Origin of the sequence: Qipengyuania gaetbuli, from assembly GCF_020171365.1 — a bacterium.
Lineage (GTDB): Bacteria > Pseudomonadota > Alphaproteobacteria > Sphingomonadales > Sphingomonadaceae > Qipengyuania > Qipengyuania gaetbuli_B.
In genome coordinates, this window is the sequence record NZ_JAIUZO010000002.1 from 941,003 (window position 1) to 963,708 (window position 22,706).

The 22,706-nt window shown below is 58.6% G+C and carries 17 protein-coding genes and 1 tRNA gene; 7 read left to right on the forward strand and 11 right to left on the reverse strand.

The genetic code is table 11. The features are described from left to right. Positions 1 to 40: 40 nt before the first annotated feature. The 4 genes from LCL94_RS05190 to LCL94_RS05205 are packed head-to-tail and all read right to left on the reverse strand — an operon-like array spanning position 41 to position 3,233. Complete coding sequence (locus LCL94_RS05190) at positions 41 to 370, reverse strand: helix-turn-helix domain-containing protein (RefSeq protein ID WP_224831279.1); 330 nt, start codon at positions 368 to 370, stop codon at positions 41 to 43. Continuing rightward, positions 357 to 755 (reverse strand): type II toxin-antitoxin system RelE/ParE family toxin, encoded by a 399-nt coding sequence (locus LCL94_RS05195; protein ID WP_224831280.1) that lies wholly within the window; start codon positions 753 to 755, stop codon positions 357 to 359. Before LCL94_RS05195 ends, LCL94_RS05190 begins: the two co-directional genes overlap by 14 nt. Then, positions 748 to 1,986: a tyrosine-type recombinase/integrase gene (locus LCL94_RS05200; protein WP_224831281.1), complete on the reverse strand. Its 1,239-nt coding sequence runs from the start codon at positions 1,984 to 1,986 to the stop codon at positions 748 to 750. The genes LCL94_RS05195 and LCL94_RS05200 overlap by 8 nt, the downstream gene beginning before the upstream one ends. Then, a complete protein-coding gene (locus tag LCL94_RS05205; RefSeq protein WP_224831282.1) occupies positions 1,983 to 3,233 on the reverse strand; it encodes a tyrosine-type recombinase/integrase in 1,251 nt (416 codons plus the stop codon). Before LCL94_RS05205 ends, LCL94_RS05200 begins: the two co-directional genes overlap by 4 nt. Positions 3,234 to 3,479: 246 nt before the next feature. On the opposite strand from LCL94_RS05205, the gene LCL94_RS05210 reads away from it, so the two are divergent. From LCL94_RS05210 to LCL94_RS05225, 4 genes are read left to right on the forward strand one after another with little or no spacing between them, the layout of a single operon-like run. Beyond that, positions 3,480 to 6,140 carry a type I restriction-modification system subunit M gene (locus tag LCL94_RS05210; protein WP_224831283.1) on the forward strand — a complete coding sequence of 887 codons (2,661 nt, stop codon included), beginning with the start codon at positions 3,480 to 3,482 and terminating at the stop codon, positions 6,138 to 6,140. Continuing rightward, entirely contained in the window at positions 6,133 to 7,398 is a 1,266-nt protein-coding gene (locus LCL94_RS05215; protein WP_224831284.1) for a restriction endonuclease subunit S, read from the forward strand. Before LCL94_RS05210 ends, LCL94_RS05215 begins: the two co-directional genes overlap by 8 nt. After that, positions 7,395 to 10,649, forward strand: coding sequence for a type I restriction endonuclease subunit R (locus tag LCL94_RS05220; RefSeq protein ID WP_224831285.1), 3,255 nt, complete (start codon positions 7,395 to 7,397; stop codon positions 10,647 to 10,649). The genes LCL94_RS05215 and LCL94_RS05220 overlap by 4 nt, the downstream gene beginning before the upstream one ends. Beyond that, positions 10,646 to 11,347 (forward strand): M48 family metallopeptidase, encoded by a 702-nt coding sequence (locus LCL94_RS05225; RefSeq protein WP_224831286.1) that lies wholly within the window; start codon positions 10,646 to 10,648, stop codon positions 11,345 to 11,347. Before LCL94_RS05220 ends, LCL94_RS05225 begins: the two co-directional genes overlap by 4 nt. Here the strand turns inward: LCL94_RS05225 and LCL94_RS05230 are convergent. The 5 genes from LCL94_RS05230 to LCL94_RS05250 all read right to left on the reverse strand — a co-directional run bounded on the left by LCL94_RS05230 (position 11,344) and on the right by LCL94_RS05250 (position 17,023). Then, positions 11,344 to 12,522, reverse strand: a complete 1,179-nt coding sequence (locus LCL94_RS05230) for a hypothetical protein (protein WP_224831287.1) — start codon at positions 12,520 to 12,522, stop codon at positions 11,344 to 11,346. The genes LCL94_RS05225 and LCL94_RS05230 overlap by 4 nt on opposite strands. Beyond that, on the reverse strand, positions 12,452 to 13,516 hold the full coding sequence (locus LCL94_RS05235; protein WP_224831288.1) for an adenylosuccinate synthetase: 1,065 nt from the start codon (positions 13,514 to 13,516) through the stop codon (positions 12,452 to 12,454). The genes LCL94_RS05230 and LCL94_RS05235 overlap by 71 nt, the downstream gene beginning before the upstream one ends. After that, positions 13,517 to 15,403 (reverse strand): ribonuclease H-like domain-containing protein, encoded by a 1,887-nt coding sequence (locus LCL94_RS05240; protein ID WP_224831289.1) that lies wholly within the window; start codon positions 15,401 to 15,403, stop codon positions 13,517 to 13,519. A gap of 149 nt (positions 15,404 to 15,552) precedes the next feature. Next, complete coding sequence (locus LCL94_RS05245; RefSeq protein WP_224831290.1) at positions 15,553 to 16,770, reverse strand: tyrosine-type recombinase/integrase; 1,218 nt, start codon at positions 16,768 to 16,770, stop codon at positions 15,553 to 15,555. A 166-nt stretch (positions 16,771 to 16,936) separates the two neighbouring features. Continuing rightward, positions 16,937 to 17,023: transfer RNA gene (locus tag LCL94_RS05250), tRNA-Leu, on the reverse strand. Between the two features lie 181 nt (positions 17,024 to 17,204). Between LCL94_RS05250 and LCL94_RS05255 the strand changes: the two genes are divergently transcribed. Beyond that, positions 17,205 to 18,155, forward strand: a complete 951-nt coding sequence (locus tag LCL94_RS05255) for a complex I NDUFA9 subunit family protein (RefSeq protein ID WP_224831291.1) — start codon at positions 17,205 to 17,207, stop codon at positions 18,153 to 18,155. A gap of 15 nt (positions 18,156 to 18,170) precedes the next feature. Here the strand turns inward: LCL94_RS05255 and LCL94_RS05260 are convergent, their stop codons facing one another. Next, positions 18,171 to 19,040 carry a dienelactone hydrolase family protein gene (locus LCL94_RS05260; protein WP_224831292.1) on the reverse strand — a complete coding sequence of 290 codons (870 nt, stop codon included), beginning with the start codon at positions 19,038 to 19,040 and terminating at the stop codon, positions 18,171 to 18,173. A gap of 125 nt (positions 19,041 to 19,165) precedes the next feature. Between LCL94_RS05260 and LCL94_RS05265 the strand changes: the two genes are divergently transcribed. Beyond that, positions 19,166 to 21,289 (forward strand): PQQ-dependent dehydrogenase, methanol/ethanol family, encoded by a 2,124-nt coding sequence (locus tag LCL94_RS05265; protein ID WP_224831293.1) that lies wholly within the window; start codon positions 19,166 to 19,168, stop codon positions 21,287 to 21,289. A 1-nt stretch (position 21,290) separates the two neighbouring features. Next, positions 21,291 to 21,740, forward strand: a complete 450-nt coding sequence (locus LCL94_RS05270) for a protein tyrosine phosphatase family protein (RefSeq protein ID WP_224831294.1) — start codon at positions 21,291 to 21,293, stop codon at positions 21,738 to 21,740. Here the strand turns inward: LCL94_RS05270 and purU are convergent. Next, entirely contained in the window at positions 21,730 to 22,584 is an 855-nt protein-coding gene (gene purU / locus LCL94_RS05275; protein ID WP_224831295.1) for a formyltetrahydrofolate deformylase, read from the reverse strand. The genes LCL94_RS05270 and purU overlap by 11 nt on opposite strands. Between the last annotated feature and the right edge of the window lie 122 nt (positions 22,585 to 22,706).

Consider the following 22,706-nt stretch of genomic DNA (forward strand, 5'->3'; position numbering starts at 1 on the left):
TCTTCGAGCCTTAAACCTGACCGTCCATTACCGGCGCAGATCAAGCCACCGCGTCCAATCCTTTGCGTTCAATAATCGACAGCAACCGTAGCGCTGGACCGCCCGGCTTCTTTGCGCCACGTTCCCAGTCGGACACAAGGTTCTTCGACACGTTGAGATAGCGCGCGAACACCGGCTGCGAGACATGCTCTGCCTCGCGGATCGCTTTGATCTCTTCCGGTGCAAGGACCGGAGCAGGCGCAAGGCACGCTTCATCGAACTCGCGCATGGTGCGCTTGTCTATGCTGCCTGCATCGTGAAGGCCTTCCATCATTTCGTGGACGGCGGCCATCGCCTCGCTCTTGTAGGTCTTTGCCTTAGCCTTGCTCATCGTCTTTCACCTCGACCAATCGGCCTGCTTCAATTTCCGTTTCGATCTCGCCATCACCAAGCTCCAGCATGATCCTGGCGGCCTTGCGATAGACCTTCAGTTCGGCCGCACTCAGGTTTGCCTTGGCGCTCTTGGCGAAGGCAAACACGAATATCGCCCGCTCGCCCGAGCGGAAGATCAGGATCGAGCGATATCCGCCCGATTTGCCTCCGCCCTGGCGCGCGATGCGCTGCTTGATGAGACCGCTGCCGAGGTCGGCATCAATCAGGCTGCTATCAGCCCGATGCACGGCATCAGCAAGCGTTGCATCGCTGATCTTTTCCTTCGCTGCGAACTTGGCGAACCAGCGATTGGCAAAAATGCGTGTGCGCCGGTTCCTAGTCATACAGCAGCGCCGATCTATCACACATAGTATTATGGTTCAATGAACGGTTCGAACCCATCATTTCTTCGATCAGGTCACCGATGCGCTGCCCGGCTTCGATCACCGGCCCATCATCCAGATGAGCGTATCGAGCCGTGGTAGTCACATGCCTGTGTCCCAACAGTTTGCCGATCATCGGGAGTGTTTCCGAGCGCGCGGCCGCGTGGCTGGCGAAGCTATGTCGCAGATCGTGAAGGCGCACACCATGCAGACCCGCCTCTTCGCGAACGTCTCTCCAAAGGCAAGTCAGATCAACGCTCTTTCGCGTTTTCGGATTGTAGAACACTTCCGGGCGGCGCTTGTGACGTGGAAGGCATTTGATGATGGTCCAAGCGGCTTCACCCAGCCAGACGGTCCGCGGTCCGGTTTTGCTGTCGGTCAGGAGCAGCCGGCGGCCTTTGACCTCGCTCCATGTCAGTCCAGTGATTTCGGATCGTCGACATCCAGTCAGGATCAAGAGCTGCAATGCCGCGCAATGAACCGGTCTCGATCTACGGTGTTTGTCTATCGCCGCACCAAGGCGCCGAAACTCCTGATCGGAGAGGAATCGTTCGCACTTGCGCCGCTTGTTCATTCGGATCGAAGTGGAAGGGTTCGAGCCTTCTGGCTTGATGCCCCACTCCTCGGCCTTGTTCATCATAGCGCGCAGTATCTCGCATGACCGGTTTGCCGCGCCAGGACCTCCAACTTCGGTTACTCGGTTAAACCACTCTTGCACATCGGACTGCTCGATCTCATCAAGAAACATGCCCGCAAACGCCGATTGGAGATAGTTTTGCCGATACAGTCCATGCGTGTGCAGGGTCGATGTCTTCCAGGTTGGCGAAACTTTGCGCCAGTAGGTATCGAGATAGTCAGAATAGAGCGGCACCTTGCGGCGCTTTTTGCGCCTCTCTGCCGGATTCTGACCGACTTGGGCACGCAAGAGTACGCGCCGCGCAACATCCATCGCCTGTGCTTCGCTTAGTATCTTGGCGTTGCCAATCGTTACGGTTCGCGTGCGTCCCTGCATCGCCGCCTGGACAATGTAGATCGTGCGTCCACTCGCGTAGTAGCGCGTCCCGAATCCCGGCAATTGTCTCGACCACACTATTCGTCGTAATTTACTGTCGCCCTTGGTCTTGCCGACCGTGCCGATACGCGCCGTGCCAAGTTCTTCGGTGACGATGGTCTGGAGGGTAAGCGCGTTCATCGGCTCACTCCAATCAGGCTTGCGATTGAACCCGACACGCGCTCGGCAGCATCGGCGATTACCTCATCGGACAAATGCGCATAGCGCGAAGTCGTCTCTGCCAGAGCATGACCGAGCAGTTTGCCGATCACCATTAACGAGATGTTGTCGCGGATCGCGGTAGAAGCGAAGCTGTGCCGAAGGTCATGTAGGCGGACGTCAGGCAGCGCAGCACGGTTGCGAATTTCTGGCCAGTACATGCCCAGCTTGATCGGCCTCTCTGGATCGCGAACCGATGGAAAAACCAACCCCGTCGGCGTGCGATCCGGGATCGACGCGATCACTTCGACAGCCTGGCGATTGAGATAGATGATTTTAGCGCCGGTCTTACTGTCAGGCAGCATGATACGCGGCTCCTGCACCCATTCCCAGCGCAGGTTTTCTATCTCTCCGCAGCGCGCGCCTGTGTAGATCAGCAAGCGTATCGCGGCGACGACAGCCGGACACTCGGTTTCAAAGTGGTTCAACGCAGTCGCGAGCTGGCCGTACTCACGGGCGGAAAGGAAGCGTTCCATCCGTTTGCGCTTGTAGCGTGGCGTCCCTCTGCAAGGGTTCGAACCACGGCGGCGATATCCGAGCTTCTCTGCGTAGCCCATCATAACCGAAAGGATCGGGATGGTCCGGTTGAAGGCACCTGTGCGCTCGGCGAAGCCATCACGCCAGAACGAAATATCGGCCTTGGTGATTTCGTCGACACGGCGATCACCGAAGGTTGGGAGGATGTCCCGATCGATCCCGGTGCGGTTCCGATTGCGCGTGCTCGGTTTCCAGTGGTGCGCATAGTCAGCCCAGAATAGCTCGGCATACTCACGCATCAGCGGCGCTTCCTTCGCGCGAGATTTCGTGGTCTTGCGCGAAGGCAGTCCATCGAGCGCCACTTCCGCCAGCTTCTCTCGCGCAAGTCGCCGCGCTTCAATTGCTGTCTTTTGCTTCGATGTTCCGAGAGAGACACGGCGTTGCTTGCCGCGCTGGCGGAACATCACGAACCAGGTTCTGCGCCCCGAAGGATGCACCCGCAGCCCGAACCCGGGCAGCTCGCTATCCCAATATTCAATCATCCGTTTGCCAAGCCTGCGCCGTACGATATTGCCGTTCAATCTTACATGCTGGATGCTCTGCTCACCCTTATCCTCGCGCACACGCCGCACTTCGGAAAGCGCATGATTCGGGCTTGATTTTTGCGGTAACACATGGCCATTCCGGTCCATCGATCTTCTCCTCGTTTTTGAGGATCAAGGTCGAGCAAGATATTGGTAAACAATATCTTTCTGCATCAGCGATGCGTACGGTGTGCCTGTCAAGTTCCAATGTGCGCAAGGTGTTTCCTGTGTCTATGCGGTACAAATTCGCGCGATATTATCCTGCGACTGTCCGCTGGAATAAGAGCCGGAATGGCCATTGAATTCAGGTATGAGGGCGTAGCCAGTGAGTCTTCCTCATGCCATAGATCAGCCATGACCAAGCTGACCCTATCACAACTTACCGGCCTGCTGTTCAAAGCCTGCGATGAGCTTCGAGGCAACATGGATGCCTCCGAATACAAGGAGTACATTTTTGGCGTTTTGTTCCTGAAAAGGTGCAGCGACCTGTTCGATCAGCAGCGCGAAAGGCTTGCGAAGGAACTTCGCGACCGCGGGCTTAAAGGCGACCGGTTGGAGGCCGCGCTAAACAACCCCGATCAGTATACCTTTTTCGTCCCGCCAGAAGCGCGATGGGAGACGGTTCGTCACCTTAAGGATGATGTCGGCAACGGCCTCAACACAGCGCTCGGCGAGCTTGAGCGCCACAACAAAGACCAGCTCGAAGACGTCCTCGAACATATCAATTTCAACCGCAAGATCGGCCAGCGGACGCTAAGCGACGACACGCTGGTCGACTTCATCCAGGTCTTCGAAAAGATCCCTTTGCGTGACGAAAACTTTGAGTTCCCCGACCTCCTCGGAGCGGCCTACGAATACCTCATCAAGTACTTCGCTGACTCCGCCGGGAAGAAAGCAGGCGAGTTCTACACGCCCGCCGATGTCGTGCGCACCATGGTCGAGATTGTCGCCCCTCAACCCGGCATGTCGGTCTATGACCCAACGGTTGGTTCGGGCGGCATGCTGATCCAGTCGCGCGACTATATTCGTGACACTGGCGGAAATCCAACAGACCTTACGCTGGCCGGGCAGGAGAAGATCGGCACGACTTGGTCGATCTGCAAAATGAACATGATCCTGCACGATATCCAATCGGCGGATATCAGGCAGGAAGACACAATTCAGCACCCGCAGCACCGTGACGGGGAAGGCGAACTGATGCGCTTCGACCGCATCCTCGCCAACCCGCCGTTCAGCCAGAACTACAGCAAGAAGGACATGGAAGCGCCCGGTCGCTTCTCCGTCTGGATGCCTGAGAAGGGCAAGAAAGCGGACATGATGTTCGTCCAGCACATGCTTGCGGTGCTGAAGGCGAACGGTCGAATGGCTAGCGTCATGCCGCATGGCGTCCTGTTCCGTGGCGGAGAAGAGAAGGAGGCGCGCAAGCAGTTCATCGACAAAGGCTGGCTCGATGCAGTGATCGGCCTGCCGCCTTCGCTGTTTTACGGCACCGGCATCCCCGCCTGCATCCTGGTCATGAACAAAGAGCACGCTGCCGAGCGAGACGATGTCTTGTTTATCAATGCCGACCGCGAATACCGCGAAGGCAAGGCGCAAAACTTCCTCCGCCCGGAAGATATGGCGAAAATCGTTCACGTTTATCGCGAGCGCAAGGATGTACCCGGCTATGCCCGCGTGGTGCCGCGGAGCGAGATCAAGGGCGAAGACTACAACTGTAACATTCGCCGCTATGTCGACAACGCGCCGCCGCCCGAACCGCAGGACGTGCGGGCCCATATTCATGGCGGCGTACCGACGGCAGAGGTCGATGGACTGGAGCGTTATTGGCGCAACTATCCCGACCTACGGGAAAGCTGTTTCATTCCCCGCGCGGGTGATCCGAAGTATTGCGACTTCGCCGGTGCCATCGGGACGCGGCGGGACATTGCCATGCTGGTTCGCGAGCACCAAAGCATCACCTCGACGCACGCGGCATTCATGAAACGGCTGGACGCGTGGTGGTCCGAGAACCTGCCGACAATTCAGCAGATCGAACCGGGCGATGGGAAACAGAGCGGTGGCAATGTCTATGCCGTGCGCCGCGCGTTGGTGGCGTCGATCGATCAGGCATTTGGCGACCAGACGCTGCTCAATGATTTCCAGTTGCGGGGCGCGATGGCCAAGGCAATCGACGGCCTGAAGGTCGATTTGAAGTCCATTGCCGCCAGCGGCTGGGGGCCTGAGTTGATCCCGGACAATGAAATCCTTGAGAGGATGTTCCCCGAATTGATCGAGGAAATGGCGGTAAAACGGGCGCGGATCGACGAGCTCAATGCGCTCTTCTCCGCCGCAGATGAGGAGGATTTCGAGGACGAAGACGATACCGGCGTTCTGGGTAGTGAAAACGTCTCTGCTCTTAGGGAGGACGAGAAGGTTGCCAAGGCGGCCTTGAAGGGCCTGGTGAAGAAGGCGAAGGACCAGGTAAAGCTCATTAAGATCGATCTCGATGTTCGCGACGCTTGGCCCAAGGGGGTCAAAAAAGGGGACGTGAAGATCGGTGGAACCCAGTCAGCGCCCGATTTCGATAGCGCTCGACGAACCTTGCAGATTGTCGTCGCGGGCAATGTCGAAAGTCTATTTGCTAATCCCGTGGCAGCCTTGGTTGAGGATGGAGAAGCACTCGTCGCGCGATTGCAACACACACAGGCATCTCTGGCCGCGCACAAGGCGTTGGAGGATGAAGCGAAGGAGCTGAAGGCAGAACTTCGCACGGCGGAGAAGAAGAAGGACGAGCTGGTCGAAAAGGCCCGCGAAAAGATCAGCCGCGAGGAAGCGCGCGATGAAATCCTCAAGCGCTTCCACCGGATCGTTCAGGACACCTATCGCCGTTATCTGGAGGCAGACCGCCGCGCGGTGACAGCGGCCATCGAGAACTTGCACGACAAATATGCGGTGACGCTGCGCGATATCGAAGGCCAGCGCGCTAACGCGGCGAGTGAGCTGGACGGGTATTTGAAGGCCCTTGGATATGTCTGAGTGGGTTGAGAAGCCTCTCGGCAAGTTGGCCTCTTTCAAGAAGGGCAAGAAGGTCGACACTTCGGAATTTCCGCTCGACGGCTATATTCCATACTTAGGTGCTTCATCACTCACCGGCGGCTCAGACGGCTGGGCAAAGCCGCAGGAGGGCATCGATTGTCTTTCCAGTGATGCGCTGATGCTATGGGACGGTGAACGGAGCGGCCTTGTCGGTCCTGGTCGAGATGGCGTCATCTCTTCGACAGTTATGCGCTTACGCCCAGAGAGCGACATGAGCGGCGCTTACTTGGTCCACTTGCTTCGGCAAAATTTCGACTGGATCCAGGCAAGGCGTACTGGGACAGGTGTCCCGCACGTCCCAAAAGATCTCGGACGGATTTTGGAACTCCGATATCCTAAGGACGAAATCGAACAGACGGCAATCTGCGACGTTCTTGATTGCATCGACACCCAGATTGAGGCGACGAACGCGTTGATTGCGAAGCAGGAGCGACTGCGAGCAGGGTTGATGCAAGACCTGTTCACGCGCGGCGTGGACGAAAACGGCGAACTGCGCCCGCCTCGCGACGTTGCCCCACATCTCTTCCACGAAACCGAACTTGGGTGGTTGCCCAAAGAATGGTCTGCACCCGAGGTGCAATCTCTTTTGGCCGACGGCCCTACACCTATGAGAAGCGGGCCATTCGGAAGTGCGCTCCTTAAGCACGAACTGGTCGAGATCGGCATCCCGCTACTCGGCATCGACAACATCCATGCAGAGCGTTTCGAGGCCAGCTTCTCGCGCTTTGTCACGCCAAGAAAGTTTCTGGAGCTTTCACGCTATCGCGCACTCCCTGGCGATGTTGTTATCACAATAATGGGCACGGTGGGCAGATGCTGCATCATTCCTGATGGCCATGGCGATCTTTTATCGTCCAAACACTTATGGACCATGACCTTCGATAAGTCCAAAGTCATTCCTGAATTGGTTTGTTGGCAGCTTAACTTCGCTCCGTGGGTGCTTTCGTGGTTTCGCCAGCAATCACAGGGGGGGATTATGGATGCCATTCAGTCATCGACCTTGAAACGCCTCCGACTGCCACGTCCCACCTTGCCTGAGCAGGAGCGGATACTTCAGTGCTATAATTCCTCAAGTGGCGCTTTGGCTTCAATGCGGGATGAGTTGGCTAAGCTTCGGCTCAAAAAAGCTGGCCTAATGCAAAATCTCCTGACCGGCGCTGTCTCCGTCGAGCCTCTTCTGGAGAAGGAGCCAGCATGAGCGAATATGCCCATGTCGAAAAGCCGCTGTTGGACCAGCTCGAAGGGCTGGGCTGGACGGCGATCGACCAGGGTAGTGGTATCCCGACCAATCCGGCAAAATCGCTCCGCACCAATTTCCTCCAGCTGCACTTGCCCGACGCCTTTCGCCAATCGATCCGCGCGCTCAACCGCACCAAGGACGGCGGGGAATGGCTGACCGACCGTCAGCTCGATATGCTGATCGACGACATCTACCGCCAGCCCAATCGCAGCCTGTTGGAAGCAAACGAGACGGTCCAGGCCCTGCTGTTCAAGGCGCAGGTCGATCGTAACGAAGTGACGGGCGAGGAAGACCCGACTGTCCGCCTGATCGATTTCGCCGATCCCGCCCGCAACACCTTCCACGCAATCAACCAGTTCCGCGTCGATACGCCGGGCTGCGTGAAGGGCTTCATCATTCCAGACGTGGTGCTGTTCGTGAACGGCCTGCCGCTCGTGGTGATCGAGGGAAAGATTGGCGATGCCAACACTGCCAACCCGATGCACGAGGCCTTCGTCCAACTGCAACGCTATCGCGGCGCACGGCCCGAAACCGAGGCGGCTGGCCTGCGCGAAGGCGAGCCAAAGCTGTTCTACACCAACCTGGCGGTCGTGCGCACCTGCGGGGAAGCGGCGGAATTCGGATCGATCACCAGCGCGCCTGAGCATTTCTACAGCTGGCGCAATATCTGGCCTGAACAATATTCCGAGATCGATCCACCGCTCGGTGTCGTGCGTTCGCAGGAAGAACTGGCTCAAGGCCTGTTCAACCCTCACGCCCTTCTTGACATGCTGCGCACCTGCTCGGTCTTCATGGACTTGCCAAACGGCAAGCGGATCAAGGTACTCGCCCGCTATCAACAGCACCGCGCTGCGCGGAAGATTGTCGAGCGGCTACGCAATGGACAATCGCGCGAAGAGCGCAGCGGCGTTGTCTGGCACACTCAGGGTTCGGGCAAATCGCTCACGATGGTCTTCGTCGGACGGATGCTCCGCGCATCCAGCGATCTAAGCGACTTCAAGATTCTAATGGTGGTCGACAGGGCTGATCTGGAAGACCAGCTCTCCGCCACCGCAAAGCTGATCGGCGGCAAGGTGAATGTGATCGAAAGCCGCGCCGATGTGCGCGGCCAACTCGCCTCGCCCGCTTCCGACATCAACATGGTGATGGTCCACAAATTCCTAGAGGCGAAGGAAGAGCTTTCCGACGGTCTGCGCGAAAAGCTGGGTCGTTATGCCCCGCCACCGAGCGCCGAAAACTTCGGCACGGTGAACGAGTCAGACCGTATCCTCATCATGGTCGACGAAGCCCACCGCACGCAGGGCAGCGACATGGGTGACAATCTGTTCGAAGCCTTCCCCAATGCCGCGCGCGTGGCCTTCACCGGTACGCCTCTGATTACCGACCGCCATGCAGGCAGGAAGACCGTCAAGCGCTTCGGCGAGTACATCGACACCTATAAATTAATGGATGCGGTCGAGGACGGAGCGACACTCAAGATCCTCTACGAAGGCCGCACTGCCAACACTGCGCTGCGGGACAAGGCCGAGTTCGATGAGGCGTTCGAAGATCTCTTTGCGGATCGCACGCCCGAGGAATTGCTGGCGATCAAGAAGAAGTATGGCGCGACTGGAGATATCCTGGAAGCAGAAGGCCGGATCGCTGCAATCGCTCGCGATATCGTCAATCACTATATCGACAACATCCTGCCCAATGGCTTCAAGGCGCAAGTGGTCTGCAATTCAAAGCTTGCCGCCGTGCGATACCAGAAGGCTCTCCGCGAAGCATTGAATGAACGGCTAGAGGTTGAGCGGGCCAAAACGGAACCAGATGACGAAGCGATCAAGCGCATCGCATTTCTGAAGGTGGCGGTGGTCATATCCTCCGACGGAACGAATGAATCGGCTGAGATCACCAATGCGCGGAAGGAGGCAAAGGCGGCAAATGCTGTCGAGAATTTCTGCAAGCCTTTTGAGCCCGACGACTACGAAAAGACTAACACCGGCGTCGCATTTCTCGTCGTCTGCGACATGCTGCTGACCGGGTTCGACGCTCCAATCGAGCAAGTCATGTATATCGACAAGAAGCTGAAAGAGCACAATCTGCTCCAGGCGATCGCCCGCGTGAACCGTGTAACACACGGGAAGCGGCGAGGATTCATCGTCGACTATATCGGTCTTGCAAATCATTTGACCGATGCGCTCAAGATCTATGCGGACGAAGAACTCGAAGATCTTCAGGCCGGGTTGCAGAATGTCAGCTCAGAGTTGCCGATCCTAGAAGAGCGCTATCGCCGATTGCTTCAGCATTTTCAGGGCCTCGGTGTGAATGAGATTGAAAGGTTTCTGACGGCGTCTCTAGCTGGCGCCGAGGAGGAGGCATCGGTCATTCACAAAGCGGTCGATGCGCTTGAGAACATCAAGGCACGGGCCGACTTTGAGGTATTCCTCAAGAAGTTCCTGATGAGTCTCGATCTGGTTTTGCCAGGCAAGGCGGCACATGAGTATCGCGGCCCGGCCAGGCGCCTTGGCTATCTGATGCGCATGGCGAAAGAACGGTACAAGGACGATTCCATCAACTTCGCGGGCGTTGGTGAGAAGGTCGCAGCACTGATCAACCGCCACCTCGTCGAATTGGGCATCGATCCGCAAATACCGCCGATCGAACTTCTCGACCCGGAGTTTGTCGATCATGTCACTGGACATGCCGGAAAGAGTACGCGGGCGAAAGCGAGCGAGATGGAGCACGCCATCCGCAAGCACTGCACCATACACTTCGATGAAGACCCTGCTTTCTTCAAGCGGATGAGCGAAAAGCTCGATACCCTCATCGCCAAGCATGGCGACGATTGGAAAGCTCTGGCGGAACACTATGAAGAGCTTCGGGCGGAAATCAGGGCTGGTCGAGGGGACGAAGGCGTTGAGCAGCCTGCCGAAGTGCAAGTATTCCGGGCGAACTTGTTGGACCTGATCGGCGACGGCATGACGCTTTCCAACGAGGACGCGGTTCTGCTTGATGCTCTGGCAACGCGCATCGTCGAAATTGTCCAAGAGGCTATCGCCATCGTCGATTTCTGGAGGAAGCCGGATCAGGTTCGTCGTTTGAGAGCCGACATCGATACGGAGGTCATGGTTTCAGGAATTGCTCCGGTGCAAGACAATCACCTGCGGATTGCAGTCGAGCTAACGAAGCTCGCGGAAAAACGTCACGCGGAGTTGTTGCGGTCATGAAGATGTGTGCGCAAGACATCGAGTTCACACTCATTCGCAGCGACCGAAAAACCGCGGACATCGTAATCGAGCGGTCCGGCGATGTTATCGTAAGAGCGCCGAACGAAATCGACGATGGAAGGGTCCGCCAAGCGGTCGCTGATCGAGCGCTCTGGGTCCATCGATCGCTCGCCGAGTGGGAAAGCTTGAATTCCAGCAGACGGACGAGACCTATCGCCCAGGGGCAGGGCTTTGCTTATCTTGGCCGATCTTATCGACTTAAATTTGTCGACAATGCCAAGGCACCGCTTACCTTGAAGAATGGGCGCTGGGAGCTTTGCGAAAAGTTCGCTGCGGATGCCGGGGAAGCGGGGGCGCGGAAGGCCTTTCGGGACTTCTACATAGTGAAAGGGCGAAAAGTCTTTGGCGAGAGGGTTGCTCTCTTCGCGCCGAAGGTTGGCGTCTCTCCTGGTGAAATCGCAGTGAAGGAATTAGGATATCACTGGGCATCATGCGGCAAAGGAGGAGCACTCAACTTCCACTGGAAAACGCTGATGGCTCCGCAAACCGTCATTGATTATATCGTGGTCCACGAGCTCTGCCACTTGCGGCATCGTGACCATTCCGATGCATTCTGGAATGAGGTTGACAAGGTACTGCCAAACTTCAGGCTGCGAAAGGAGTGGCTAAGGCTGAACGGAGCGTCGCTAACTCTCTAGTTCGGGTTCTCGCTGCCTTCAGGGTTTGAAGGAGCTAGGCGCCTAACTTGTGATTGAAGAAGGTCGATTTCGGCTCTCAGTGTTTCGATTTCATTTTCCTGAGATTCGATCTGGGCCCGAAGCGCTGACGTGGTTGCCCTCGCCTCCAATTCAGCTCCCCCGAATGCGTCGACAGCTTCCACGTGGTCATCAAATTGCTCACCGTTCTCAGCCACGATTCCCTGTAATTCTCTGATTTGAGAGCGGTTTCCTGTAAAGTAGTCGATAGATATTCCAAATACCGTTGCCGCCAAGGTCACGACCGCGATTGCGCCTGCGATCACACCGCCGACACTATAGTTACGCATTGTTTGAGCGCTCTGCTCCGACTTTTTGGCGGAGTCAGCTGCTGCCTGCGATTTTTGGTCTGCTTTCTCCACCATGTCGGGGATAGAACTACGGATTGAGATTGGCTGCGCATCCGATGGGATCTGTGGCTTTGCGGCCTTCAGGATAAAATCCTTGATTTCGGGAAATTCGGTATTGGAAGGCGGTCGCCCATGCTCCGGGTTGGAGGAGGTCTTTGTAAATTCAATCCATATCAGTCCGTCTTCTTTAGGTATGAGATAGTCTTCATTGGTAAGATTGTGGAGCGGAATGCAAAGCCTGCCCCAGAATCCAGGATCGACCAGCGGCCCAGTGCCTAGAAGCAGCCCACGATGAACGTGATTAATCTGAAGGTTAAAACGGACAGCAATGAATGGTGGAAGCCTAAAGAAAATCTCCGATTCCACAAAAACGATGGAATTGGCTGGAACCGTTAGAAATTGCTGAGTTCCATCAAATATCGTTGTAGGGTAATTTTTACCTTTTTCGAACTGATAGGCACACTTCCCTATCTTGCTCTCATATGAAGCTGCTTTAAGAGGAGATTTTCTAAAATTCTCTCCATCAAACGGAGCGATCATTCCGGTCTTCTCTACATACTCAATGATATGATCGGCCGAAAGGAGCGCCTCTGGAATATCGCCGCAAGGGTCCGGGGCTGCCTTCTGGCCCGCCCTCATCTTAAATGGAGCGGCGAGCCGCTCCGCATCGTTCTCTGCTAGCTTGAAAGGCACTTTGCTACGCTCTGATAGCCGCGGCGCACTTTGCCGAACGAAGATCGATAATAGCTTTCCCAGAAAAGCCCACATAAGCAATCCTCGCCGCTACCTCGTCCTCTACCCTTGAAATGAATTCTGTCACTTTTGATGATTGATCGACTATTTCTCTTTCATCACCAATGTAATCCATATGGTTTAACACGATCGCAGTCGGATTGTTCGCAGAAATCGCTGACTTGACCACATCAGGATCAAACTCTCCCACGCGACGCAGATTTTTGGTGACAGTTGTGAACTCTCGGATGCTCCGGTCAATTCCAGCTGATTTCGCAATTTCTTCCCAGCTAGTCTCATTAGGCAATGGGCCAGACATCCCTGCGACTCGAATAGGGAATGATCTTAAAACGAGAACGACCTCATCAACGTCGATCGGACTTAACCCAGTCTCTGTGAGAGCTGACGCTGCTGTCGTGCATCTGGAAGTTGCCTTCGGCCAAAACCCACCATCATAGAGCGACAGGCCAAATCCCTGAGTTCCTTCAATTACAATGCGAGCTTTGCCGTTCAACCATTGACGCATTTTCAAGGTTGTGTCGCAGAGATACTGCTCCAGTGGCTCACAATGCTGAGCTTCATGCCTCTGGAGTGGGAAGTTGGCAGCCTCGCGAGCCACCGAGGCCATAATCGCAGCTCCAACACCACTCCCGGTCGATCCAATTCCTGTAACCAAGCCAGCATCGACTTCCCAGGCCTTCTGCTCAGGAGTGATGATGTTCGCGTATGGGCTTATGAGAATTCGATCACGCGGGTAGTCTAGGAGTTCGATTTCGTCCTGAAGAACATCAAGGTCGATGAACGATCCGGCAGGGAACACCACGTCAACGTTGCGATCAACTGCTCCTGCAGGCAGCTGCCTTAATGCAAATTTCTGCCCTGACCGATCATATGCTGTATGGCCCGAATTCGGGCCGCCAACCCTTACGACCGCGACCCGTGGGGCAGTCGCCATTCGTACCAGTTCAAGAGATACCTTACCCTTGCCCTCCGAGCCAAATTGGCCGCCTACGACAATGGATACTGGCATTTAAATCTCCGCTTCCCGGGCCTCGAGCAATCGAGTCACTTTTGAAAGCATATCTCGCTCGCGTCCATTATTGTATATAGTGAGTTCGGCGAGAGGTCGCATCACCGAAACTTTCTGCTCAACATCTGACGCAGAAGCCTCGTCGAACACTGATCCAACGACCGTGGGGCTCCCACCGTCTCGCTTGGAGTAGCGGCTTCGCCGACTTTCCTCATCAGCATCGACGAAAATATGGAAGAAGCGATAACCAAATTGCTCCCTCAAGAAGGCATGATCCTCTGGAAACCTCAAACCGTCCACAACAATCCGTTCAGCCGTTGAAACCCTGGCAATCGTTTTCTCCGCCAATTCTCGTTGGCGTCCACTGCGATTGATCTCTGCTCCCATTTCCTGTCGATGCCTGCGATCTAGCGGTTGGCCACACTCCCGCAACAGATCGTCAATCACTAGGCTGAAGCGCGTGTAGGCAAACCCAAGTTCTTCTAGCCCCTTCGCGAGCGTCGTCTTTCCTGCTGCGATCGGCCCACTCACACCCACTACGAAAGGCAGTTCTTCTCGCTGAAGGCGTGGGATTATTAAGGGCGGCTCTGTTTCCGTACCGAGCGACTCTGACAAGCCAGCAAGGTGAAAGGTCCCAACGAGCGCAGACGTAATCGCATCAAGCTCGTCGTGGGTCACCCGTTGGCGCACGTATCTACCATCAATGCCGAACTCGCTCAGCCCCAACTTTAGCCATTCCTCACCTGCCCCCTTCCGGGGAATTCTCATGATGTCTTGCGCGGCACCTGGATAACTCTCGATCACTGGGAAGCCGAGCTTGCGAAACTCTTGGGCAAGTTTGATCCCCCTAGCCGTAAGCTTCTGCATACTCGGAAGTAGGCAGGGGTAGACGTTGACCCCCCTGCGTTTCAGCTCGCGTTCGCAAACCCTCATGATTCCATATCGATCACGACCAGGATCGTCGTCAAAAACGGACAAGCGTCCGGTTGGGAGGCAAAGGGGCGAGTCTATCGAGATTAGCTCAGGGTTAGCTGCAACCGTTGCAGCAATAATCTCTTCATCGCTTGATAAGGTTGCCGTCTCAGCCCGATGCCCGTTTAAAACACACCAGCCTGATGGGCGCTTCTCTGAGCCAGTCAGATCAATTCCGACGACTCGCGAAAACTCGGCTTTCATCCCACTGAACAGCTCGCGAAAGGTGGGCGCCCTCGCCAATTCACTACCAGATACCCCTGTAATTTCAGGCAAAACATGCCGATCTTGCGGAGCGGACAAGTCCACAAAATCGATAGGTTCGCTCAGGAGATCGGCTTCGAAACCGAGCCTTTTTAAGGCATGATCAAACAGGGCTCCCATCGCGGCGATGTCCGCCCGGTTATAGGTAATCAAGGTCCGAAGCGCGTCCAGTTCACCTCTGAGATACCGGTGCCAAAGAAGCACTGCTGCGAAACCATCAACGCCTTCAATGTCATCTCTGAAATTGACGCCAAGTTCTTGCTCAATTGCCTTCTGACCACCTTTCAGACCGACCCGGCGGCAAAGGTACATGAGGTCGATATGAGGCTCTGGTAACTGGATAGTCGGAAATTCCTGTTCAAGGAATTTCGCATCGAAACGTATTCCGTTAAACGTGACCAGCGAAACGGCCTGCTCGACGGCTTCGAGCATTGGCTTTGGATCATCTCCCTTTATGAAGGTTCCTGAACGCCCATCCATCGCCCAGCCAACAACGGTGATTTCATCATAGTAGTGGCTTAGACCGGTGGTCTCGATATCGAGGAACATCACTCGCTCTGGTTGTTCATGGCAAAGAGCAAGCTTCTCGCGCAGGGCCCTAGGCAGTCTTCTCTTTATCATGTCGGGCACATCGTTTTCCATTGCAGGCATCGTTAGACACACCTGGATTGGAATGAAACATTCCGAAGGCAAACCTGTGCAGATCGAAACCTGCCGAGCTTCGACGCGCCTCAGGGAAATTCGTCTTCTTCTGCTTGTCAGTGGACTGCGAGATTGAGGCATATTTCGTCGCCTGTCACCTACCCAAACCTGGCTTTAATGACTTTGCCTCCCGCCCTGAGCTCATCGAGGTGATCGCTCCACCACTGAGCCATGCGAACTCGTTCGTCCCAGTGCTTGCCGCGGTGGTAGATGCCGCGCACTGCATTGCTGTCGCCATGCGACAGGGCACGTTCAATCGCATCCGGATTCCAAAGGCCAGACTCATTCAGGAGCGTTGATGCTGTCGCCCGCAGGCCATGTGCGGTGACTTCTTCCTTCGAAAAGCCCATGCGACGAAAGGCGGCGTTGAGCGTATTCTCGCTCATAGGACGTTTGGAGCTTCGAGCAGACGGAAACACATATCCCTCGTAGCCAAGCAGTTCGGCCAGGTCGGTGAGATAGCCGACAACCTGCTTCGAAAGTGGGACCGCGTGCGGTCGGCGCGCTTTCATCTTGCCGGCTGGGATCTTCCAGACACCGTCGATCAGGTCGAACTCATGCCATTCGGCGTGCCGGAGTTCGCCGGGGCGCACAAAGACATGCGGGGCGATCTGCAAGGCGAACTTCGTGACGATGTAACCGGTATAATCGTCGATGGCGCGCAGCAGCCCGCCCAGCTCTCTGGGTTCAAGGATCGCCGCGTAGTGTGTCGCTCTCGGCGTGACGAGTGCGCCTTTCAACATGCTGGTCGGATCGGCCTTGCAGCGGGTGGTTGCGACACCGTAGCGAAATACTCGGCCAGCGAATGAGCGGCACTTCTTGGCAGTCTCGTGCTTACCGGTTGCCTCCAGCCGCTTGAGCGGGGCGAGCACTTCGAATGGCTCGATATCATTGATGGGTCGGTTGCCGATGGCAGGTGCAAGCTGATCGAGAAAGTAGTTGGCCTTGATGATCGTGGCTTCGGCCCGACCATTCTGGACCATGAACTGTTCGATGTACTCGCGCGCGACCGTCGCAAATGTCTGCGCGGTGAGAAACTCCTCCCGAATCTTCCGCTTGCGCTTTTCCAGCGCGGGATCGCCGCCTGAAGCGACAGCCTGGCGCGCCTCGTAGGTGGCATCGCGCGCTTGCTTGAGGCTGACTTCGGGGTAGCTGCCGATCGAGAGCTTCTTCTCGATCTTGCCGACCCGGTATCGGAATCGCCACAGCTTGCTGCCAGCGGGCGTGACCTCAACGTAGAGACCTCGCTGGTCAGCAACCTTGTAGGACTTGTCTTTTACCTTGAGGGCGCGAAGCCGGGTTTCGGTCAGAGGCATGTGCGGGCCCTTTCCCAATGTGGTTTTCGCAAAGGCCCGCAAAAGGCCCGCAAAAATGTCGGGAACCCCCGAGATTTCGCGGGACGTTCCGGGACGATCCAAGGGCCAAATCCCTAGGATTTCTGCGGGTTTTATAGATTATTTGGGAGAACGTGAGAAGAACAAATGGTGCCCAGAAGAGGACTCGAACCTCCACGCCCTTGCGAGCGCCGCCACCTGAAGACGGTGCGTCTACCAATTCCGCCATCTGGGCACACTTTGCGGGGCCGGTCATCTGCGCCGGTCCGCGGGTAGGAGCGCGCCACTAGCGAAGGGGGACGATTCTTGTCAACTGCAATCGCGTCGCGGCGAAAGGCAGGAACGCTTGCAGGAGCGCAAGGGTTACGGCTAGGGGCGCAGCGACAGTTCCAGACCAGGAAAGACAGGCAATTTCGATGGCGAAAGACAGCGCTTTGAACGGCAAGCTCGTGGTGCTCATGGGCGGCAGCGGATTCATCGGCAATTACGTGGCGCAGGCCCTGCTCGAACGCGGTGCGCGCCTGCGGATCGCCAGCCGCAATCCGGAAAAGGCGTTCAAGCTGAAGCCGCTCGCCAATCTCGGCCAGATGCAGTTCGCCCGCTGCGATGCGACCGACCGCGCCAGCGTGGAACGGTGCATCGCAGGCGCGGATGCCGTGGTGAACCTCGTCGGATCGTTCGAGGGCAATTTGCGCAGGCTCATGGGCGAAGCGCCGGGCTGGATGGCAGAGGCAGCGAAAAAGGCCGGTGCCATGTCCTTCGTGCATGTCAGCGCGATCGCTGCCGAGCCGGACGAAGACACGCGCAACGAATACGCCTCGGCCAAGTGCCTTGGCGAGAAGCGCGTGCGCGAGGCGTTCCCCGAAGCGACCATCCTGCGTCCGTCGATCCTGTTCGGGAAGGACGACAATTTCCTCAACATGTTTGCCGGCCTGATCTCGACCTTGCCGGTCCTGCCGGTGTTCGGGCCCGACAAGAAGCTGCAGCTGGTCTATGTCGACGATGTCGCCGAGGCGGTCGCCCGCTCGCTCGAAGATCCCGCGCAATTCGGCGGCAAGACTTTCGAACTCGGCGGCCCCGAGGAAGTGACCATGCTCGAAATCAACGAGCGCATTGCCGAAGCGCAGCGCCGCAAGCGGACGTTCCTGCCCATGCCTGACGCGCTGTCGGCCACCTTCGCCGCCCTGCCCGGCACGCCGATGAGCCGCGACCAGTGGGACCTGCTGGCGCAGGGCAACACCGTCTCGGGCGAGCATCCGGGCTTCGATAAGTTCGGTATCGAGCCCAAGCCGGTGGGCCTGTTCCTCGACAAGTGGATGACCCGCTACCGCAAGCACGGCCGCTTCGCTGAACGGCTCAGCGCCTGAGGTAGCGGTTACCCGTCAGAGCGCCGCCCGGTAGAGGGCGAGCTTGTCGGTATAGGCGCGTTCGGCGGCCTCGGGCGCATAGGCCGGACTGTCGGGCACGCACCAGCCGTGGTCCCCGGCATAGACGTCGACCTTGGCGTTGGCCCCCGCCTCGCGCATCGCCATGCGCAGCGTGTCCTTGTGCGTGGGCGCTTCGGCATCGTCGTCCTGCGCGATCGCGATCAGGTAATGCGCATCGCCGCGCAGCATCTTGTGCGGGCTGGTATCGGCATCGCGAACGAGCCCGCCGCCGTGGAAGCTGGCGGCTGCGCGGATGCGCTGGTCGGCTGCAACGCTCCACACGGTGAAGGGGCCGCCCATGCAATAGCCTTCGGTGCCGATGCCGCGGCTGCTGTCGACCGCGGCCTGCCCGAAGAGCCACGACGCAGCAGCCTTCGCATCCGATCCGACTGCCGCCGAATCGAGCCTCTGGCGCCACGGGCGCACTTTCTGGAAGCCGTTGTCCGCGGCAAAGCTGGCGAAGTCGGCATATTGCTGCCCTGCGACATCGCGGTAGTAGGGATTGATGACGAGGGCGGCATAACCCTCGCCAGCGAGCCGGCGGGCCATCTGCCGCTTCGATTCCCTCAGCCCCGCGACATCCGGCCAGAAGATCACGCCCGGATGGCTGCCTTCGCCGGGATGGACGAAGAAGCCGTCCATCACCCCGTCGGGCGTGCGGAAACTGACTGTGTTTTCGACCAGCGCCGGGGCATCGGCGGCGCTTTCCGTGGCCCCGTCCATCGACGTGCAGGCTGCTGCGGCGGTGGCAAGGGCGCCTGCCCCGAAGGTGCGGCGGTTCAAGGGTTGGCGGGCCCACCGGGCCAGCTGCTTCTCATCGCACATGCTTTCAGTCTCCTCTGCCCCGCCCGCCGCGCATCCTAGAGGCGATTGGGCGATGGACAAGCCCGCAAGGGCACGGCAGGATAGGTTTCATAGAGCGACCGAACGTCGCCAATGGGGAGAGGGTAATGCGACATATCGCGATTGCGGCGCTGGCCGCGCTTTCGCTGTCCGCCTGCAACATGAGCAGCAGCGAGCCGACGCTGGCCACGGAAGGCGTGACCGACGCCATGCTTGCCGCCGGGAATGGCGAGGAATGGCTGACCTATGGCGGCGACTACGACGAGCGCCGCTTCTCCCCGCTGACCCAGATCAACGCGGACAATGTCGGCGAGCTCGGCCTCGCCTGGTCGGCCGATCTCGACACGGCGCGCGGGCAGGAAGCCACCCCGCTGATGCATGACGGGACGCTCTACATCACTACCGCGTGGAGCAAAGTGAAGGCTTACGACGCGAAGACCGGCGCTCTCAAATGGGAATACGACCCCGAAGTGCCGCGCTCCAAGCTGGTCGAAGTGTGCTGCGACGCGGTCAATCGCGGCATCGCGCTCTATGGCGACAAGGCCTATGTCGCGACGCTCGACGGCCGCTTGGTTGCGCTCGACCAGAAGACCGGCGCTGTGGTGTGGGACAAGCTTACCATCCCCAAAGGCTCGAAGATGGCCATCACCGGCGCGCCGCGGATCGTGAAGGGGCGCGTGCTGATCGGTTCGGCCGGGGCGGAATATTTCACCCGCGGCTATCTCGCGGCCTTCGATGCCAATACCGGCGACGAGTTGTGGCGCTTCTACACCGTACCCGGAAACCCGGCCGACGGTTTCGAGAACGAGGCGATGGAGCGGGCCGCCAAGACCTGGAGCGGCGAGTGGTGGAAGCTGGGCGGCGGCGGCACCGTGTGGGATTCGATCACCTACGACCCGGCCACCGACCTCGTCTATTTCGGCACCGCCAATGCCGAGCCGTGGAACCCGGCCTATCGCAACACCGACGGTGCCGGGGACAGCCTCTACACCGCCTCGATCGTGGCCGTGAAGCCGGACACGGGCGAGTATGTCTGGCACTTCCAGGAGACACCGGAGGATCGCTGGGACTTCGATTCCAACCAGCAGATCACCGTGACCGACCTGACCATCGACGGCAAGACGCGCCACGTGGTTATGCATGCGCCGAAGAACGGCTTCTTCTACGTGCTCGACGCGGCAACGGGGGAGTTCATCTCGGGCAAGCCCTTCGTCGACGGGATCAACTGGGCGAGCGGGCTCGATCCTGTGACGGGCAAGCCGAACGTCAATCCGGAAGCGGAATACGAGCGGACCGGGAAACCGTTCGTCGGCGTGCCCGGGGCGGTCGGCGCGCATAGCTGGTCGCCGATGAGCTACAGCCCCGACACAGGCCTCGTCTACATCCCGACCAACAACACACCGCAGTATTACGCGCACGATCCGAACTGGGAGCCGGGCGAAACGGGCTTCCAGCTCGGCATCGATGTCAGCGGCGGGGCAATCCCGGCCGACCAGGCGATCCGCGATGCGACCAAGGCCGCACTCAATGGCGCGCTCGTCGCCTTCGATCCGGTCGCGGGCGAAGTGAAATGGAAGGTGCCGCAGTCGAGCCCGACCAATGGCGGTACGTTGGCAACAGCGGGCAACCTCGTCTTCCAGGGGACCTCCACCGGCGAATTCCGTGCCTATACGGCGGACACTGGCGACCAGCTGTGGTCGTTCGAAACGCAAACCGGCGTTCTGGCAGCGCCGATGACCTATGCGATCGATGGCGAGCAATATGTCGCCGTGCTGGTCGGCTGGGGCGGCGTGTGGGACGTGTCTGCCGGCGCTCTCGGTGGCGGGATTACGCCCAATGTCAGCCGGCTTCTCGTGTTCAAGCTGGGGGCAACCGGCGAATTGCCGCCGCTCAAGCCGACGCCTGCGCTGGTGCTCGACCCGCCGGCTCCGGCAGGCACGCCCGAGCAGGTGGCGCTGGGCGCGAAGCTCTACGCCAACAGCTGCAGCGTCTGCCACGGCGTCTCGGCGGTCGCGGGCAGCCTCAATCCCGACCTCCGCCACGCGTCATCGCTGGGCAAGAAGGACCTGTGGCAGCAGGTCGTCCACGATGGACTGTTGGCCGAGAACGGCATGGTTGCATGGAACAAGCAGTTCAGCCGCGAGGAGATCGAGGCGATCAGGCTTTACGTCCTCCAGCGCGCCAACGAGGATGTAGCGCTGGAGGCAAAGGGCCGCGTGGCCCGGCGCTGAGGTGACCGACCCGGTCGATATCCGTGGCTGGCAGCGATTGTCGGCGCGGATATCGACCTCGGGCCGGCTCGGACCGGAAGACCCCGCGCGCCTTGCCGCCCTCGGCGTGAGCGACGTCATCAACCTGGCGCTGGACGATCATCCCGAAGCTCTTGCCGGCGAGGCTGCGCTGATGGCGGCCGAGGGCATCGCCTACACGCACATACCGATACCGTTCGACCGTCCGGAGGCCGACCACTTCGAGGTCTTCAAGCAGGCGCTCGCGGCGGCGCAGGGGCCGGTCCACGTCCATTGCATCATGAACTGGCGCGTCTCGGCCTTCTTCTACCTGCTCCACCGCGAACAGGGCATGGAGGAAAGCGAGGCGCGCGCGCTGATGGCACGGCAATGGGATCCGCTGGCCAGCGACGATCCGCGGGCACGGCCATGGCGGGAATTGCTCAGCCCCTGAAGACCACCGTGCGCTTGCCGTTGAGGAGCACCCGTTCCTCGAGGTGAAGCCGCACTGCTTCGGCCAGCACCCTGCTTTCTATCTCGCGGCCCTTGCGGACCAGTTCGTCGGGGCTGTCGGCATGGCTGATCGGTTCGGCCGCCTGATGGATGATCGGTCCTTCGTCGAGATCGGCGGTCACGTAATGGGCGCTCGCCCCGATCATCTTCACCCCGCGCTCGTACGCCTGGTGATAGGGCTTGGCACCCTTGAAGCCAGGCAGGAAGGAATGGTGGATGTTGATGCAGCGGCCTGCGAAATGCGCCGCCTGCTCGTCCGACAGGATCTGCATGTAGCGCGCCAGCACCACCAGTTCCGCGCCGGTTTCCTCGGCAATCGCTCGCACCTGCGCTTCCTGCTGTGCCTTCGTGTCGCGCGTGATCGGCAAATGGTGGAACGGGATGTCGCCGAGGTGCGTGTGCTCGATCGCCTCGCGCGGATGGTTCGATACGATGGCCACCGGGTCCATCGGCAATTCTCCGATCCGCCAGCGATAGAGCAGGTCGGCAAGGCAGTGGTCGAACTTGCTGACCATGATGAGGACGCGGCGCGGGCGGTCGCGCAGGGCGAGCTTCCACTGCATGCCCAGTTCGTCGGCGAGCGGGGTGAAGTCTTCCCGGATGCTCTCCCGCGAGGTTTGTCCCGGATCGAACTCCACGCGCATGAAGAAGGCATCGGACTGTCGGTCGTTGAACTGCTGCGCTTCGAGGATGTTGCCGCCCCGCTCGAACAGGAAGGAGGCGACGCGCGCGGTGATGCCGGGACGGTCGGCGCAGGACAGGGTCAGGACAAGGGGCTGTGACATGGCGCCTTGGTCGGGCGCGGGCGGCGCCAAGGCAAGCGCTATTGGCTTTAGGGGCGCACAGGCGGGGTTCTTACCCCTGCAGCCTGCCGGGCAAACGAAAAAGCGGCCCGGGGATAGTACCC